This is a genomic window from Taylorella asinigenitalis MCE3, from assembly GCF_000226625.1.
Classification (GTDB): domain Bacteria; phylum Pseudomonadota; class Gammaproteobacteria; order Burkholderiales; family Burkholderiaceae_B; genus Taylorella; species Taylorella asinigenitalis.
In genome coordinates this window covers 990,834-1,009,345 of record NC_016043.1, presented here as the reverse complement: position 1 = coordinate 1,009,345, position 18,512 = coordinate 990,834, and the positions used below count along the sequence as shown (strand labels likewise).

13 protein-coding genes are annotated in these 18,512 nt (G+C 38.5%); 7 read left to right on the top strand and 6 right to left on the bottom strand.

Features of this window, described 5'->3' with window-relative positions; all coding sequences use genetic code 11:
• Positions 1-44: 44 nt before the first annotated feature.
• Positions 45-2,321, bottom strand: coding sequence for an NADP-dependent malic enzyme (locus TASI_RS04820; RefSeq protein WP_014111641.1), 2,277 nt, complete (start codon positions 2,319-2,321; stop codon positions 45-47).
• Between the two features lie 174 nt (positions 2,322-2,495).
• Here TASI_RS04820 and TASI_RS04815 point away from each other — a divergent pair, with 174 nt between their 5' ends.
• The 7 genes from TASI_RS04815 (at position 2,496) to TASI_RS04785 (ending at position 13,185) form a co-directional block, all read left to right on the top strand.
• A complete protein-coding gene (locus tag TASI_RS04815) occupies positions 2,496-5,339 on the top strand; it encodes a 2-oxoglutarate dehydrogenase E1 component (RefSeq protein WP_014111640.1) in 2,844 nt (947 codons plus the stop codon).
• Between the two features lie 26 nt (positions 5,340-5,365).
• On the top strand, positions 5,366-6,613 hold the full coding sequence (odhB, locus tag TASI_RS04810; protein ID WP_014111639.1) for a 2-oxoglutarate dehydrogenase complex dihydrolipoyllysine-residue succinyltransferase: 1,248 nt from the start codon (positions 5,366-5,368) through the stop codon (positions 6,611-6,613).
• An 18-nt stretch (positions 6,614-6,631) separates the two neighbouring features.
• A complete protein-coding gene (lpdA, locus tag TASI_RS04805) occupies positions 6,632-8,059 on the top strand; it encodes a dihydrolipoyl dehydrogenase (protein WP_014111638.1) in 1,428 nt (475 codons plus the stop codon).
• A 47-nt stretch (positions 8,060-8,106) separates the two neighbouring features.
• Complete coding sequence (zapE, locus tag TASI_RS04800; protein WP_044978070.1) at positions 8,107-9,219, top strand: cell division protein ZapE; 1,113 nt, start codon at positions 8,107-8,109, stop codon at positions 9,217-9,219.
• Positions 9,220-9,294: 75 nt separating this feature from the next.
• Entirely contained in the window at positions 9,295-10,773 is a 1,479-nt protein-coding gene (locus TASI_RS04795; RefSeq protein ID WP_014111636.1) for an ATP-binding protein, read from the top strand.
• Between the two features lie 115 nt (positions 10,774-10,888).
• Complete coding sequence (locus tag TASI_RS04790) at positions 10,889-11,680, top strand: MetQ/NlpA family ABC transporter substrate-binding protein (RefSeq protein ID WP_014111635.1); 792 nt, start codon at positions 10,889-10,891, stop codon at positions 11,678-11,680.
• 83 nt (positions 11,681-11,763) lie between these two features.
• Positions 11,764-13,185: a hypothetical protein gene (locus TASI_RS04785; protein ID WP_014111634.1), complete on the top strand. Its 1,422-nt coding sequence runs from the start codon at positions 11,764-11,766 to the stop codon at positions 13,183-13,185.
• Here the strand turns inward: TASI_RS04785 and TASI_RS04780 are convergent.
• From TASI_RS04780 to TASI_RS04760, 5 genes are read right to left on the bottom strand one after another with little or no spacing between them, the layout of a single operon-like run.
• Positions 13,175-15,439 carry a RelA/SpoT family protein gene (locus tag TASI_RS04780; RefSeq protein WP_014111633.1) on the bottom strand — a complete coding sequence of 755 codons (2,265 nt, stop codon included), beginning with the start codon at positions 15,437-15,439 and terminating at the stop codon, positions 13,175-13,177. The two genes, TASI_RS04785 and TASI_RS04780, sit on opposite strands and share 11 nt — an antisense overlap.
• Positions 15,440-15,454: 15 nt before the next feature.
• Positions 15,455-15,661, bottom strand: a complete 207-nt coding sequence (gene rpoZ / locus TASI_RS04775; protein WP_014111632.1) for a DNA-directed RNA polymerase subunit omega — start codon at positions 15,659-15,661, stop codon at positions 15,455-15,457.
• 51 nt (positions 15,662-15,712) lie between these two features.
• Positions 15,713-16,345 carry a guanylate kinase gene (gene gmk / locus TASI_RS04770; RefSeq protein ID WP_014111631.1) on the bottom strand — a complete coding sequence of 211 codons (633 nt, stop codon included), beginning with the start codon at positions 16,343-16,345 and terminating at the stop codon, positions 15,713-15,715.
• Positions 16,346-16,353: 8 nt separating this feature from the next.
• Positions 16,354-17,994 carry a PhoH family protein gene (locus TASI_RS04765; protein WP_014111630.1) on the bottom strand — a complete coding sequence of 547 codons (1,641 nt, stop codon included), beginning with the start codon at positions 17,992-17,994 and terminating at the stop codon, positions 16,354-16,356.
• A 22-nt stretch (positions 17,995-18,016) separates the two neighbouring features.
• A complete protein-coding gene (locus tag TASI_RS04760; RefSeq protein ID WP_014111629.1) occupies positions 18,017-18,511 on the bottom strand; it encodes a peroxiredoxin in 495 nt (164 codons plus the stop codon).
• Position 18,512: the final 1 nt, after the last annotated feature.

Genomic DNA, 18,512 nt, shown 5'->3' with positions numbered 1-18,512 from the left:
TTCTTTCGTAGAGCTGGGTTTTTATCACTTGTTATGCGTTAAATTTAACTAGCTTTCTGGGCATCAATTACTGCAAGAGCAGTTAAATTCACGATTCTGCGAGTGGTTGAGCTAGTAGTCATGATATGCACTGGCTTACGTGCACCTAAGAGAATAGGGCCCATCGTAATACCATTTCCACTAGTCATTTTTAAAAGATTATAAGAAATATTTCCCGCTTCTAAGTTAGGCATAATCAACAAATTCGCCGCCCCTGTCAATGTACTGTTCGGACATGCCTCTAACCGAATCCTCTGATTCAAAGCAGCATCAGCATGCATCTCGCCGTCAATTTCAAGGTCAGGATTTTTTGTGCGTACAATCTCCAAAGCCTCAGCCATTTTGCGAGCATTTGCATTTGTGCGGCTACCAAAGTTCGATGTAGCCAGTAGAGCCACCTTAGGCACAATACCGAAGCGTCGCATCTCCTCAGCCGCCATCAATGTAATCTCCGCAACTGTATCCGCATCAGGATCTACGTTCACCTGCGTATCCGCAAGGAATAGAGTTTCGTTAGGCATAATAATTACATTCATAGTCGCAAAATGCTTGCATCCATCACGCAATCCAATAATATCGCGAACATATGTAAGTTGATTATCCCAACGCGAAGAGATACCGCATATCATCGCATCCACAATCCCAAGATCAAGCAATAGCGTGCCAAGTAGCGTATTATGCTTGCGTACAATAGCCTTTGCGATTGCAGGGGTCACACCTTTGCGATTATTGAGTCTCAAATAGCGCTTCCACGCATCTTCATAATAATCGTGATCATCAGGATTAATGATAAAGAAATTTTGACCATCCTCAAGACGCAATCCATGTTTTTCGATTTGCTCTTGAATTTTATGCGGACGTCCCACAATATATGGGATGGCAATGCCCTCGTCCACAATCGTCTGAGCTGCTCTAATCACACGGTGATCCTCTCCATCAGCAAAAATCACTCTTTTCGGCTCATCTTTTGCAAGTTTAAATAGGGGTTGCATCAGATGACCAGAGCGATATACATGCTCGAGCAATTTATCGCGATACTCTTCCAAATCCTCAATTGGCTTGCGTGCAACTCCAGACTCCATCGCAGCCTTAGCCACAGCTGGAGCCACTTTTACGATTAGTCTCGGATCGAATGGCTTAGGAATAATATATTCAGGCCCAAAATTCAAATCTTGCCCCTCATATGCCGTCGCAACCTCATCGCTAAGCTCAGCCTGAGCAAGGTCCGCAATCGCATATACGCAAGCCTGCTTCATTTCTTCATTTATCGAAGTTGCCCCTACATCCAAAGCCCCACGGAAAATAAATGGGAAGCAAAGTACATTATTTACTTGATTAGGATAATCAGATCTTCCTGTGGCAATGATTACGTCTGGACGCGCTGCTTTAGCTTCTTCAGGCGTAATTTCAGGGTCAGGGTTTGCTAGTGCGAGAATTAAAGGGTTCTCAGCCATTGTTTTAACCATCTCAGGTTTTAATACACCTTTAGCAGAACATCCTAAAAATGCATCGGCCCCAACAATAACATCTGCCAATGTTCTTGCATCTGTTTTTTGTGCATAACGTGCTTTTGATGGATCCATTTTTTCGTCACGACCTTCGTAAATAACTCCTTTAGAATCGCAAACGTATATGTTTGAACGATTTAACCCTAAATTAACCATTAAGTCTAGACAAGCAATAGCTGCAGCACCAGCCCCAGATACGACCATTTTGATTTGTGAAATGTCTTTATTTACTAGCTTAAGACCATTTATTAAAGCTGCGGATGAAATAATTGCTGTACCATGTTGATCATCATGAAATACAGGGATATTCATTCGTTCACGAAGTTTTTTCTCAATATAAAAACATTCAGGTGCTTTTATATCCTCAAGATTTACTCCGCCTAAAGTTGGTTCGAGTGCAGCAATAATATCCACTAATTTGTCTGGGTCATTTTCGGCAAGTTCAATATCGAAAACATCGATATTAGCGAACTTTTTGAATAGACAGCCTTTTCCTTCCATTACAGGTTTAGAAGCTAGTGGTCCAATATTACCTAAACCTAGAACAGCGGTACCGTTAGAGATTACTCCTACTAAATTTGCTCTTGAAGTATATTTAGCAGCGGCTGATTCGCCTTGTTCATAAATTTCCATACAAGCATGGGCAACGCCTGGAGAATATGCAAGCGATAAATCATCTTGATTAGCCATACTTTTAGTAGGAACAACGGAAATTTTTCCTGGAATTGGTAATTCGTGGTAGAGTAGTGCAGATTTTTTTGAGTCAATGGACATTAATAATTCCTGTGTAATTATTTAAATTGTTGCTTGTCTAAAATTTCATGTATTTTAATTCTAAAATTAGGATTTGTTACGTAATTAGTAATATGTGAGTAGTATACTAATCTCAACTTATTAGGGTTTTCCTTAGGTAACCCTATTTCTTTGTAACAACTTAGATGGTGTGATATGAAAACGATGGATGAAAAACGAGAAAACTCGTATTTATTCGGCGGTAATATGTCTTATGTTGAAGAGCAATATGAGCTATACCTCGAAGACCCTTCCTCTGTAGATGATAGTTGGAAGCAATATTTTGATAAATTATCTAAGGAGCCTGCAGTAGATGGTTCTACTAGCTCTAAAGACAAAAATCACACTGCTGTAATTGAAAATCTAGCAGAAAAAGCAAAACAAAACGCTCTTTACACACCAGCGGTAAGCGGCGGTGCTTCAAATTCTAAACAACATTTAGTAGAAAGATTAATTTCTGCTTATCGTCGTTTAGGTGCATTAGTAGCAAAAGTTGACCCACTAAAACTTCAAAAATACCCTGAAGTTCCTGAATTAGATCCAAAATATCACGGCTTAACTGAAGCGGATATGGATCAAGAATTCGTTACCGATGACACATTCTTCGGTAAAAAATCAATGAAACTTCGCGATTTGCTTAAATCTTTACAAGACACATACGCAAATACAGTTGGCGTAGAATACATGTACATTGCCAACCACGATGCGAAAAAATGGCTTCAAGAAAAGTTAGAGTCAGTTAAATCTAAACCTAGCTACTCAAAAGAGCAAAAACTAAATATTCTTCAACAATTAACTGAAGCAGAAGGGCTAGAAAAATATCTTCACACTAAATATGTTGGCCAAAAACGCTTCTCACTCGAAGGCGGGGAGAGCTTTGTAGTAAGTATGGATGCGGTTGTGCAGCATGCGGCAAGCAAAGGTGTGAAAGAGTTGGTAGTTGGTATGGCACACCGTGGTCGCCTAAATATGCTTGTAAATATTATGGGTAAAGCTCCTTCAGTTTTATTTGATGAATTCGAAGGTAAATATGCTACTAACCTCAAAGCAGGTGACGTTAAATACCATAATGGCTTTACATCTACAATCGATACTGAACATGGACCTATGTTTATCGATTTGGCTTATAACCCATCGCACCTAGAGGTGGTAAATCCTGTTGTATCTGGTATTGCACATTCTCGTCAGTATCGTTACCAATCTAAAAAAGAAATTCTTCCAGTTTTAGTGCATGGTGATGCTGCTGTTATCGGTCAAGGTGTTGTTCAGGAAACATTAAACCTATCGCTCACTAAATTCTACGGATGCGGTGGTACTGTTCATATCGTAATTAATAACCAAATCGGCTTTACAACATCACTTCACGAAGAGTCACGTTCATCAGCATTTTGTACTGATATAGCGAAAATGGTTGATTGTCCTATATTCCACGTAAATGCAGATGATCCTGAAGGCGTTGCATTTGTTTCTGAACTTGCTGTTGAATATCGTGAAAAATTCGAAAACGATGTATTTATCGATATCGTTTGCTATCGTAAATTAGGTCACAACGAACAAGATACTCCAGCACTCACTCAACCTGAAATGTATCGTGCAGTTGCAAAACATCCTGGTTCTCGTAAAGTGTATGCAGATGCATTAGTTGCTGAAGGTACATTAGAGCAAAGTAAACCTGAAGAGATGGTCTCTTCTTACCGCACTCTTATGGACAAAGGTGTGGGTAATGAAAAAGTTAACGATTCACATGTTGTTGACCACGCTCCTAAATGGGATGAGTACAAAGGTAAACCTTATACCGATAAAGCTGACACTAAAGTTTCTCTTGAAGTTCTTAAAGATTTATCTAAAAAAATCACTACAGTTCCAGAAGGTTTTGTTCCACACAAAATCGTTGAGAAATTATTAGCTGATCGTGCGGCTATGGGTAAAGGTGAAATGAATCTTGACTGGGGTATGGGTGAGCACTTAGCTTATGCAACCTTAGTTAATGATGGATATCCAATCCGTTTAGCTGGTGAGGATGCAGGTCGTGGTACATTTACTCACAGACATGCAGTTTTACATGATCAAAATCCTGAAAAACCTGATTTCACTTATATTCCTCTAAATCATATTTCTGAAAAACAAGGTGAGTTTGTAGTACTTAACTCAGTCTTATCTGAAGAAGCAGCCCTTGGTTTTGAATATGGTTATGCAACTGCAGAACCTGAAGGTTTAACTCTATGGGAAGGTCAATTCGGTGACTTTGTAAATGGTGCACAAGTTATGATTGACCAGTTTATTGCATCTGGTGAAGCTAAATGGGGAGTTCAGTGTGGCCTAGTTATGTTGCTTCCTCATGGTTATGAAGGTCAAGGTCCAGAACACTCCTCAGCTCGTATCGAACGCTTCTTACAATTATGTGCAGACGAAAATATGGAATGTATTCAACCTTCAAATGGTGGTCAAATGTTCCATGCATTACGTCGTCAAATGTTACGTAATATTCGTAAGCCTCTAATTATCTTTACTCCTAAATCATTGCTACGTAATAAAGATGCTTCATTCCCATTAACAGATTTGTCTGAAGGATCATTCAAAACTGTTATTGGTGAAGTGGATCCTGAGATCAAACCACAAAACGTTAAACGCGTTTTAGTGTGTACTGGTAAAGTTTATTATGACTTGGTAAATGGACGTAAAGAGTTCAAACGCAATGATGTTGCTATTCTACGTTTAGAGCAATTGTATCCATTCCCTAAAGATGCATTTGCAGCTGAGATGGATAAATATTCAAAAGCTCCTGAAGTAGTATGGGTTCAAGACGAACATCAAAACCAAGGTGCTTGGAATTACGTACTACATCACGTAATTGATAATATGACTGAAAATCAAACATTGTCATATGCAGGACGTGAGCCTTCATCATCTCCAGCAACTGGTTATGCAGGCGTTCATAAAGCTCAGCAAAAAGCCCTTGTAGAGCAAGCCTTTGCTGAAAAACTTGATACCGTATTTTAAGAATTTTAATTTTTAAGGAGTTTTTTATGTCAATTGTTAATGTAGTGGTACCACAGCTGTCTGAGTCAGTTTCGGAGGGTACTCTTATCGAATGGAAATATAAAGTAGGTGATCAAGTATCTGTAGATGATATTTTGGTTGAAATTGAAACAGATAAAGTTGTGCTTGAAGTTCCTGCTCCGTCAGCTGGTGTTATTACTGAGATTCTTGAGTCTGATGGTGCAACTGTTACACCAGACCAAGTTTTAGCGAAAATCGATTCTGAAGCTAAAGCAGAAGCTAAGACAGCTCCTAAAGAGGAAGCTCCAAAAGAAGCAGCTCCTAAAGAGCAAGCAAAAGAACCTGCTGCAGCAGCAAAATCTGACGATTCAGCAGCTCAAAAATCAGGTTCAAAAGGAGATATCGCTTCCCCTGCAGCTCGCAATATCCTAGCTGAAAAAGATATGAAAGCTTCTGATGTTGCAGGTTCAGGTCGCGATGGTCGAGTGACTAAATCTGATGCAATGGGTGCTTCTAAAGGTGCATCTAAAGCCGAATCTAAATCATCTGCACCTATGTCTACTAATACGGAAGGTCGCATCGAAGAGCGCATTCCTATGACACGTTTGCGTGCACGTGTTGCTGAGCGCCTAATTCAATCTCAACAACAAAATGCAATTCTTACTACTTTTAATGAGGTAAATATGAAACCAGTTATGGACCTTCGTGCGAAGTATAAAGAAGCATTCGAAAAAGAGCATGGTATTAAGCTTGGCTTTATGTCTTTCTTTGTGAAAGCAGCTGTTCATGGCCTTAAAAAATATCCAATCCTTAACGCTTCTGTCGATGGCAATGATATCGTATACCACGGTTATTTTGATATCGGCGTTGCAGTATCTAGCCCTCGTGGTTTGGTTGTTCCTATTATCCGTAATGCCGATCAACTAAGCTTTGCTGATATTGAAAAAACTATCGCTGAATTTGGTCAAAAAGCAAAAGAAGGTAAGTTAGGTCTGGACGATTTAACAGGTGGTACATTCACTGTTTCAAACGGTGGCGTGTTCGGTTCAATGATGTCTACTCCAATCATTAACCCACCACAATCAGCAATTTTAGGTATTCACGCAACTCGCGAACGTGCTGTTGTAGAAAATGGTCAAGTAGTTGTACGTCCAGTTAATTACTTTGCTCTTTCTTATGACCACAGAATCATTGACGGTCGTGAAGCTGTTCTTGGCTTATTTGCTATGAAAGAGGCTTTAGAAGACCCTCAACGTTTATTGTTGAACCTATAATTTTAGGTGGTCAACTAAATGGAAAATAAATTTGACATATTAGTAATTGGTGCGGGTCCTGGCGGCTATATAGCCGCTATTCGTGCCGCTCAATTAGGTAAAAAAGTTGCATGCGTTGATATGTGGACTGACGACGCAGGGAAACCTAAACCAGGTGGCACTTGCACAAATGTAGGTTGTATTCCTTCTAAAGCTTTACTTCAATCTTCAGAGCATTTTGAACAGGCTAACCATCATTTTGCAGAACATGGAATTTCCGTGTCTGACGTTAAGATGGACGTTACTAAAATGATTTCTCGTAAAGAGACTGTAGTTAAACAAAATAACGAAGGGATTCTTTTCCTATTTAAGAAAAATAAAGTTTCTTTCTTTTCAGGAAAAGCTTCATTTGCTGAAAAATCTGATGCAGGATTTAAGGTAAAAGTAGAAGGTAAAGATGCAGCGGAGATTACAGCTGAAATCGTAATTGTTGCGACTGGGTCGGATCCGAGACCATTGCCAAACTTGCCTTTTGACGAGAAATCTATATTATCAAACACAGGTGCACTTGATATTCCTGAAGTTCCTAAAAAACTTGGAATTATCGGTGCAGGTGTTATAGGTCTTGAGTTAGGCAGTGTTTGGCGTCGTTTAGGGGCGGACGTTACTATACTAGAAGCGGCACCTGCATTCTTGACTGCTGCAGATGAAGCTATTGCAAAAGAAGCGAAAAAAGCTTTCGATAAGCAAGGTCTTAAAATTGAAGTTGGCGTGAAGATTACTGAAGCTAAAAATGATGGTAAATCAGTTAAGATCGCCTACGACACTGCAGGCGGCGAAAAGCAAGAGCTTACTGTAGATAAACTTATAGTTTCAATTGGACGCATTCCGTTTACTAGTGGATTGAATCTTGAAGCTGTTGGCGTTAAGTTAGATGATCGCGGTTTTATTGAAGTAGACGAGAACTGCAGAACTTCTGTGCAAAATATCTGGGCTATCGGTGATGTTGTTCGCGGTCCTATGCTTGCTCATAAAGCTGAGGAAGAGGGGGTTGCGGTGGCTGAGCGTATTGCTGGCATGCATGCTCATGTTGATTTCGGAACAATTCCTTCTGTTATTTATACTAGCCCTGAAATCGCTTGGGTTGGTAAAACTGAAAAACAGCTTAAAGAGGAAGGTCGTAAAGTTAAATCTGGTCAATTCCCATTTATGGCTAATGGTCGTGCACGTGCAATGGGTGATATCACTGGTTTTGCAAAAATTATCGCCGATGCTGAAACTGATGAAGTTTTAGGTGGTCATATTATTGGCCCTATGGCTTCCGAATTAATTTCTGAACTTGTGACTATTATGGAATTCAAAGGTGCTGCGGAAGATATCGCACGCATTTGCCATGCACATCCTACACTATCAGAAGCTATTAAGGAAGCGGCTTTAGCTGTAGATAAACGTACTCTTAACCTATAATTTAAATCTCCATGATTTGGGGCGGGCTTATGTCCGCCCGTTTTTATATGAACGTAAAAGAACATTATTTAAAATCACTAGCACAAAAAGGATACGAAGCAGACGCTTCTCAAAAGCAGGCAGTTGAGAGATTGCAGACTTTATCTAATGAACTTTCTAATTACACATTAAATTCCAAAGAATCCAAAGGTTTTTTATCAGGACTTTTTGGAGGATCTAAGACAGAAGTAGTTGCTCCTAGCGGCGTTTATATGTGGGGCGGTGTTGGTCGCGGTAAAAGCTTTGTTATGGATTCATTTTACGCATCAGTTGCATATGAGAAGAAAACACGAATTCATTTTCACGAATTTATGAGAAGTATTCATAACCGACTTCGTGAAATTAGCCAACAGAGCGACCCACTCGATATCATTGCCACACAAATTTCAGAAAAATATTCGTTAATATGCTTTGACGAATTTCATATCTCGGACATTGCGGATGCCATGATTTTGTATCGTCTTTTAAGCAAATTTTTCGAGAAAGGTGTTGTTTTTGTTATGACCTCAAACTATGCACCTGATACTTTATATCCTGATGGATTGCATAGAGACAGACTATTGCCAGCCATAGATTTAATAAAGAAAAAGATGGATGTGATAAATGTCGATGTTGGGGTTGATTATAGAATGCGAGAGTTGGAGCAATTAAAGACTTACTACACACCAATTGATGCACAAACGGAAGGGGAATTAAGGCATTGTTTTGAGACTGTATGTAACGGGGATTTAAGTGGCAATTCAATAGAAATTCAAAATCGCGAATTAGATGTTGTGGCTCGATCAGATGATACTCTTTGGGTTACTTTTTCTGAGATGTGCATAAAGCCACGCTCTCAAATAGATTATCTTGAAATAGCAAATAAATTCAAAAATATTATTCTTTCGGATATTCCTAAATTGTCTCCACAAGATGCATCAGCAGCACGTAGATTTACGTGGCTTATTGATGTGCTTTATGACCATAAGGTAAAGCTTATTATTTCTGCTGAAGTTCCAGCCGAGGAGCTTTTTACTGAGGGTGTATTTGCTCAAGAATTTACTCGTACCGTATCACGTATGATTGAGATGCGCTCACTTGAATATAAAAACGAAAAAGCTAGAAAATCAGTGACGGTTTAAGTAGGATAAATTTGTCCACCCCCATTTATAGAGAAAATTTTATTTGCCATACTAATAAAAAAATGGGGTTTATGTATGGCAATAACTATTTCTAAATCATGTGGTGTAGCTGGTCTTGAGGCACCAGAAGTAAATATTGAAGTTCATGTAAGTCGAGGGCTTCCGACCTTTAAAATTGTAGGTATTCAAGAGGTTCAGGGGCGGGAAAGCCGAGAGCGAGTACGCTCTGCATTAATTAATCAAGGATACAAATTTTCTCCAAACCGTTATACGATAAATTTGAGTACGCAATCGCAAAATAAACTTATCGGTAGTTATGAATTAGGCATGGCTATTGGAGTTTTATTATCTACTGCACAAATAAATATTCATCCGAGGCTATCACTTGAAAATCTGTATTTTGCTGCAGATTTATCTTTGTCTGGTGATTTAGTGCCTAACGAATATACGGAGATAATCGCATTAAACTTATCACGCATGCATTCCGAAGCAACACTTATTGTGCCTTCATCTGAATCATGGATTGCTGATTTTTTACCTCACTTAAAAATAATTTTTTTTGAGAACCTAAAACAAGTTTGTGAGTATCTAGGGTCAGGGCAAATTGAAATTGCTAAAAAAACTAAGTGCCCATATCCAAAAATTAATAATAGTTCACTGTGTCTCTCAGAAATTGAAGGGTTGAATGAGGCTTGTCTTGCATTGGAGGTGGCTGCATCGGGCGGACATAGTATGGTTATTGGTGGTTCTTCTGGATCTGGTAAAACTATGCTTTGTAGGAGAGCTGCGGGGATATTGCCACCTTTAGATAAGGAGCAGCAACTTGAGGTCTACTCTATATATAAGCTTGCACAGATAGAACCGCCAACAGAAATTCCATACCGTATGCCTTTGCATTCTGCGAGCATTGGTGTTTTGAACGGAAGTAGTCAGCAAAATAATGTGGGAGAATTTGCACTAGCTAATCATGGAGTGGTGTTTTATGACGATTTGCAGGAAATTCCACAGGAAATGGTGGATGCAGTAAGGTTGACATTGTCACAGGGCTTTATAAGAAATTTTAAACCAAGGCATAAGCTTCAATATCCTGCAAGATTCTTATTCTTAGCGGCTTATCAGCCATGTGAGTGCGGGAAGTTATATGAAAATAAATGTAGATGCACCAAGACCACGCTTATGAAGTACGAAAGGAAATATGCGGCTTTATTAAAAGATGTATTTGATATTCACATAAAGATAACTAAGGGATTAGAAGAGAAAAGTAGTCCTAATGTTGCATCTGATATTGTTAGAGACAGAGTTAATAAAGCCAGAGAAATTCAAATAAAGCGACAAGGGCGGTTAAATGCAAATCTTACAGAAAAAGAACTTGTAGAATTTGCACCATTAAATTCTGAATGCTCAAAATTAATTTCAAAGTTTAGGTCCAGTAGAAATATCTCTCAAAAATCTTTAATTCGCATTCAAAGACTTGCCCGAACAGTGGCTGATATAAATGCTCGCAAAGAAATAACACTAACGGATTTAAGTAAAGCCATATATCTTCACGGGTGAATATTACTTTACGTTATATGAAAATAAATATTTTGTATTGTTTCAGTATATGCAAATCTAAAGTGCTCTGATACTATTATCTACAACAAACAATTAAAAATAAAAGGGAGTTTGTATGAATAAATTTATTAAAACCACTGCGTTTGCTCTTGTAGCATCTTTATCAAGTATTGCATCAGCTGAAAATCTTAAGCTTTCAGTTGCCGCAACTCCTGTGCCTGCGGCTGAAGTTTTGGAATTTATGAAACCAGCTTTAGCTAAAAAAGGTGTAGACCTTACTGTTCATGTGTTTACTGATTATATTCAACCTAATCAGCAAGTAGCGGACGGAGACATAAATATGAATTGTTTCCAACATGTACCGCATCTTGATTCTTTTAATAAACGTAAAAATACAAACCTTGTTCCTGTAGGTGGCATGTATCTTCCTCCTATGGCTGCTTATTCTAAAAAAGTTAAAAATCTTTCTGAATTAAAAGATGGTGCACGTGTATCAATTCCAAACGATACAACTAACAGTACTCGTGCTCTTTTAATCCTTCAGCAAGCTGGTTTAATTAAACTTAAAGATCCGAAAAACTTATTTTCCACTGCAAAAGATATTGCTGAGAATCCTAAGAAACTAAGATTTATTGAATTAGAAGCTGCTGGAGTGCCACGATCATTGCCAGATGTGGATATTGCAGTGATAAACACAAATTATGCACTTGAAGTAGGTTTGAATCCACAATCGGATTCAATAATTTTGGAAGACTCAAATTCTCCATACGCAAATGTTTGTGCTGCACCTGCAGAATTCAAAGATAACGAAGCTCTTAAGATTCTAATGGCTGAGTGGGGAAGTGAAGAAACCAAGAAATTTATCTTAGATAAATATAAAGGGACTGTGATACCACGCAAAGACTGAGATAACTCCTAATGTAACCCCTTTGTAATATTAATTTTTCACTTAGATTGTAAAATTGAAAGATTGTTTATAAGGGGGATTACATGCGTTTAGGGCTCTTAGCTTCCACGAATTCATTCAAAACAGTGACTTGGTCGCCAGAAGATAATGCTACAAGCGGGGCGAATTATTTAGAAGTACCGAGAGAGTTCCTGACAGCATTGCCACCTGCAGATTCACCAGAATCAAACGAAACTCCAATCATATGTCTTACAAGAGAAAAATACAAGTCAGCAAGTGACACCAAATCCAGATATTCAGTTAGTCTAGCTATTTATTATGTAACTCGCCAAAAAGATAGCAATAAAAGTGGTATGTATTATGGGGCGTTTTGGGAGGGATTGGAAGAGAAATTTTTTACTCAAAGGCGTCTACCCATAGTAATTGAATCTCTAAAAGAGATGGCTGCTCGTATACGTTCTGAGTATATTGATGGAACCACCAATTTCTTTTCGGAAAAGCCGTTTTATAAAGAAGTGCCTCATGAGATAGGTAGTGAACTTAAAAATATCGATCCTAAATTTTTGCATGCGATTAAATTCACTGAGTGTATATCACCTAAGGATATCGATAGAACCTGTGTAATTTGCTGTTCTAAGCAATCGCTTATCCCTGAAGCTATAGAATCTGTTATTGATTACAAAATGCTTGCTCTTTATAAAAGAGTATATTTTGTTAGTGCTCAAATTTTTAATAGATTTAAGAGAATTCAAACTTCACTTGAGAGTAAGAATTTTGAAGCTACAACCGCTACAAATCTGACTCTTTTAGATTTTGAAGACTTAAAGATGGTTAAAAATATATATATTGATAGCTTGGGGTCTGTAGAAGATGTATACAACATGTTCTCCAAACGTCTTCGCCAAAAAGATGAAGCTTATCAGTTGCTTAAAAATAATCAAAGTCTTGAGATTAAAAATTTATCCTCTGGTTATGACACAAAAATACGATCTCTAGAAACCTCTCTTGATGAGGCTTTGCAAGCATCGAAATCAACTATAGCTCCTCAAGATTCAACTACAGGGGCAGCACCTGAAATGTCTGCTGATTTCGAAGCAGTTTCAAATCAAATGCCACAGTCTTCAGAGCAAAATGCAATTCCTCAAATTATTGAGGCACCCGCACCCGCAGCCGCCCCTGCTTCCTCAAATCACCCCCTTGATGAGTATCTTTTGAAAGAATATGGAGTTCGCCCCGACGATACACCAGAATTGTTTGAACAAAAATTTAATGATTACTCGAATAGATTAGTATCTAATAAGGATGCAGTTATTGATCAACTAAATGGTCAAATATCTGAGCTGTCCACAAAATTGGCTGATAGAGAGTCGCGACTTCTTGCTCTTGAACATACCCAAGAACCGCAAAAAATGGTGCGTTCAGAAAGAAGAGGGTTTAGTGTAACCACTTTTCTTTTGATGCTTATGGTAGTCGCACTTGTAGCTTATATATTGATTAATCGATAGTTTTAGAAAGATTAGGTCTCACCACGGACATAACTTCAGGTATTCGTCTTATATCCGAGATAATATTTCGCAGTTGAGAAAGATTTTCAAGCTGAAGAGTTATATTTATGCTTGCTGAATCGCTGTCTTCATCTATCATAGAGAGATTTGAGATATTTGAATCGTGTTTAGATGCTTCAAGTGCAATCGCCCCTAAAACACCTTTGCCATTCATCGCAGAAATTTGAATGCGAGATTTAAAGCTTGCTTCAGATTTTGTATCCCATGCGACATTTACAAATTTGTTTTGTTCTAGTGCTTTTTTAGTGTCTACAGATGTGCAATGTTTGTGATGCACAATAAGACCAGAGCCAGGGTGAAGAACGCCTACAATCGGGTCTCCGTGAAGAGGAGTGCAACATTTTGCATATTGAATGGCCTGTCCCTCATTTCCCTTAATAATAAGATCTGTACGTCTAGCAGATTCAGTAGAATCGTAATCATTTACGCTTGTATGAATAATAGGATTATCAACCATAAATCTTCTTGCAACTACTGATGCAATGCGATTTCCGATACCGATATCCATAAGAATTTCCTCTATAGATGATGCACCTGATTCTTGTAGGATCTTCTGCCACTTGGTATCAGTTGGATTTGGCAATGTTAACTTCAACTCATCCAATGCCTGTAGCAAAAGTTTTCGTCCAAGTTCCGTAGATTCCTTACTTCGCGTATTTTTAAGGAAATATCTAATAGCTGCGCGTGCTCGGCCAGTTTTTGCATAATTTAGCCACCCAACATTAGGCTCTGTCGCGGGATTAGAAATAATATCAACTGTGTCACCGCTTGAAAGAACATGATTAATTGGAACATGTTCTCCATTTACTGTGGCACTTACCGCATGTAGCCCTATATCTGTATGAATAGCAAATGCAAAATCCAGTGCTGTAGCCTTGCTTGGTAGTGAAATAATCTTACCCTTAGGTGTGAGTGCATATACCGAGTCTGGGAAAAGATCAATCTTAATATCGTCTATAAATTCTTCAGAATTTTTATTTATAGACTGTATCTCAACAAGCGACTGAAGCCAATTATGCGACTGATCGTCTACATTAACGACACCAAGTTCTTGGTCGCGATTAAGCCAATGAGCGATAATCCCGTATTCGTTATAGGCTTTCATGGATTCTGTATAAATTGCAACGTCGATATGAGTGCCCACAGGTCCAACCATAATCGTATGTAATGCTCTATACCCATTTACTTTTGGGATGGCAATGTAATCCTCAAATGTCCCCGGTACGGGCCTATAAATTTGATGTAACGCACCTAACACAACATATGCATCTTGAAGTTTTGGGACGGTGATATCAATAAATTTCGTATCGTTTAAATTCGAAAAACTTTTGTTTTGAGATTTCATCATTTCGTGCACTTTATATGTGCTAAATGATGTCCATCCAAATTTCGCATCTGCCGGAATAGCTTTAACGATATTATTATGAATTGTCTTTTCGATTTTGCGATTTGATTTGCGTTCAGCCTCAATAGAGTTCTTAAGCACTTTATATCGCTTCGGATAGTTAATGCTAAAGGCTAAATCCTCAAACTCTGCTACAAGTTTCGTAAAACCCAATCGGTTGGCAATGGCTGCGTAAATCTCAAGCGTCTCTTTTGCGATGCGTCTTGCTTTTGATGGTTCAAGGCCGCTTAAAGTTCGCATATTATGAAGCCTATCGGCAAGCTTTATAAGAATGACACGCACATCTTTTGTGGTCGCTAAAAGCATCTTTCTAAAACTCTCGGCTTGTTGCTCAGCTTTGCTTGCAAATTGAATGCGCTCAAGTTTTGTGAGTCCATCTACTAGATCAGCCACAGTAGGATTTATTTCTGTGGCAATGCTCTCTTTCGATACTTGCTGGTCTTCTATCACATCGTGAAGTAGAGCAGCCATAATCGCATCGCAATCGAGCTTCCAATCTGCACATATGATTGCCGCTTCCACGGGATGCGTAATATATGGCTCCCCACTTGAACGCATCTGACCATAATGAGCATTATCCGCAAAAGAATAAGCCACCTTCACCATATGTAATTCTGGTGCTGAAAGATATTTGAGTTTGCTTAAAAGCGGTGCTAGGTATTTGGGGTGAGGCGAAGCCTTTATATCTGGCAATGCCCTAGTTTCTACGTTATGAGATTCAGTACCCCTTTTTTTTGAGGGAAAGGGGTTTAGATTCGAGAAGAGGGAGGATAGATTACTAAACCTCATATAGTCGTTGAAATGCTATAAGGGGATTTTTTTAAGCATCTCGATGCCAGTTTTACCCTCAGCAATTTCACGTAAGGCTAAAACAGTAGGTTTATCATTTTGAATATCAACCCTGGGAGTATGACCAGTGGCGATTTCTCTAGCTCTGTATGTTGCGGCAAGAGTTAAATCAAAACGATTTGGAATATATTTTAAGCAATCATCAACGGTAATACGTGCCATATGTAAACCTATGTAAACCTATAATTTTTATATATTTTATGGAGACTTAAACTACTTAGGCAGATAGGAAATTCCTAAATCAGCAAACAAGGCTTGATGTTTATTTGCTTGACTTGCATACTTTAGTTTAGCTGCTTTAACTAAGGTATCTAGCTGATCTAAGGCAGTCTCAAAAGAATCGTTTATTATAACATAGGAGTACTCGTCAGCATGTCCAATTTCACTGCTAACGGTAAGCATTCTTTTGCGAATTACCTCTGGAGAATCAAGCCCTCTTTTAAGAAGGCGTTTTTCTAATTCATCAATGGAGGGAGGAAGAATAAATATATCAATAATTCCAGGAAATTTTTTTCTTATTTGTCGTGCTCCTTGGTAGTCAATCTCAAGCAAAACGTCCTGTCCTGTAGAGATTACTGATTCCACCTGGGATTTAGCTGTACCGTAAAAGTTTCCGTAAACTTCGGCCCACTCTAGCATATTGCCCTGCTCACGCCAATCACTGAACTGCTCTTTACTGATGAAAAAATATTCTCGTCCATCGACTTCACCTTCACGAGGAGTGCGAGTGGTATATGAAATTGAGAGATTTATAAAAGGGTTTCTCTCGATTAGTGCTTTTACAAGACTCGATTTACCAGCTCCAGTTGGAGCCGAAATTAAAAAAACATTTCCTGGAAATTCCATAATTATTTTTATAAAGCGTCACTTGCATAATCTGATAGTCTAGAGCGTTCACCTTTTTGAAGGGTAATATGACCAGAATGTGCCCATCCCTTGAATCTATCCACAACATAAGTTAGCCCCGAACTACCTTCAGTTAAGTAAGGAGTATCGATTTGTGCAATATTACCCAAACAAACAATTTTCGTACCAGGACCAGCACGAGTAACTAAAGTTTTCATTTGTTTTGGAGTAAGGTTTTGTGCTTCATCGATAATGATAAATTTATTTAAAAAGGTGCGACCGCGCATAAAGTTTAGAGATTTTATCTTAATATGAGATTGAATTATCTCCTTACTAAGACTGCGCTCCCATTGGGCACCACTATCTTGTCGAGCTTTAGTATTTAAAAATTCAAGATTATCTTCTAAAGCACCCATCCAAGGTTGCATTTTTTCTTCTTCCGTACCAGGTAAGAAACCAATATCTTCTCCCACTGGCACAGTTACACGAGTCATAATAATTTCTGTATATCTTTTAGTCTCAAGCACCTGAGTTAGCCCAGAGGCCAACGCCAGCAATGTTTTACCCGTACCAGCTTGACCAAGTAACGATACAAAATCAATCTCAGGATTCATAAGTAAGTTAAGTGCAAAGTTTTGTTCGCGATTTCTAGCAGTCACACCCCATACATTATTTTTAGGATGCGTGTAATCACGGATAGTGGCTAATACTGCGTATTTTCCAGACACTTCTTTTACTTGAGCATATAGTGGACTGTCACCTTCAAGATATACGAATTCATTAACTAAAAATTCACTTACAAGTGGACCACGGATTTTATAGAAAGTCGTACCCGCCTGAGTCCAAGATTCCATATCCTTTGAGTGTCTGTCCCAAAAGTTTTCTGGTAATTGAATGTTTCCATCGTAAATTAAATCGGAGTCTTCAACCGCATGGTCGTTTAAATAATCCTCTGCAGCAAGACCTAGAGCTCTAGCTTTTAAGCGCATATTGATATCTTTAGATACCAAAACAACTTCTCTTTCGGGATACTGAGTAACTAGAGATTGAACGACACTTAAAATTTTGTTGTCGGCTTTAAGAGATGGCAATTGAATATTTAATTCTGCATTCATCTCTTTTGTTTGAAAATAAAGAATGCCAGTTGCATCTTTATTTCCTAGACTATTAAGAGGCATACCTTGGAGAAGATCAGGCGACTCAGCACATAACTCATCCAATGTACGGCTTACTTGACGGGCATGACGTGCCACTTCAGTAAGACCTTTCTTATTGTGGTCAAGTTCCTCCAAAGTCATCATTGGAAGAAATATATCGTGCTCTTCAAACCTAAATAAACATGTTGGGTCATGAAGCAAGACATTCGTATCGAGAACGAATAATTTGCTAGAACCAGAGTTTTTGCTATTTTTAGAAGAGGCAACAGATTTTTTAGTGCTAGGCTTTTTAGGACTTTTAGTTTTAGTTTCCACTGTTTTTTCTAATGACACATCCTCAATCTCAACCTGTTTCGCAAGGGCTTCCTCTTTCAGTGTCCCCGACCCAATGCCTGCATCTTGAGATTGAATTTTCTTAGGGGCTCTCGGTTTAGGTGCAGAGTCCATATCAAGTATATTGGCACGTTTTGTGGGTAGTTTAGGAAGAGGCATAAAGGCTCCGATTAGGGTTACATTAATTTTGAGATTCAATAAAACTTAAGACTTCTTCGACGTGTTCAGGCACCTTAACGCCACGCCACTCTTTAATGAGTTTGCCGTTTTCGTCGAAAATAAAAGTCGATCTTTCGATGCCGTGAACTTGTTTTCCGTACATCATTTTTTGTTTCATAACACCAAACATATTGCAGATTTCTTCTTCTGGGTCAGCAATAAGTGGGAAATTTAATTCCTGTTTGTCTATAAATTTTTTATGAGAATTAATACTATCTCTGGAAATGCCCACGACCACAGCCTCCTGAGATTCAAACCTATCAAGTGCATCTCTAAAGTTTTGAGATTCAGTTGTACATCCAGGAGTGTTATCGCGAGGATAAAAATATAAAACTATAGTGCTTCCCTTGTAATCTGAAGGAAATTTGATTGTTTCTTCTACAAATTCATCATTTACTTTACGAACTATATTGGCTTTAAATGTTGGACATTTTTTATTTAGTTTTACTTCGGACATT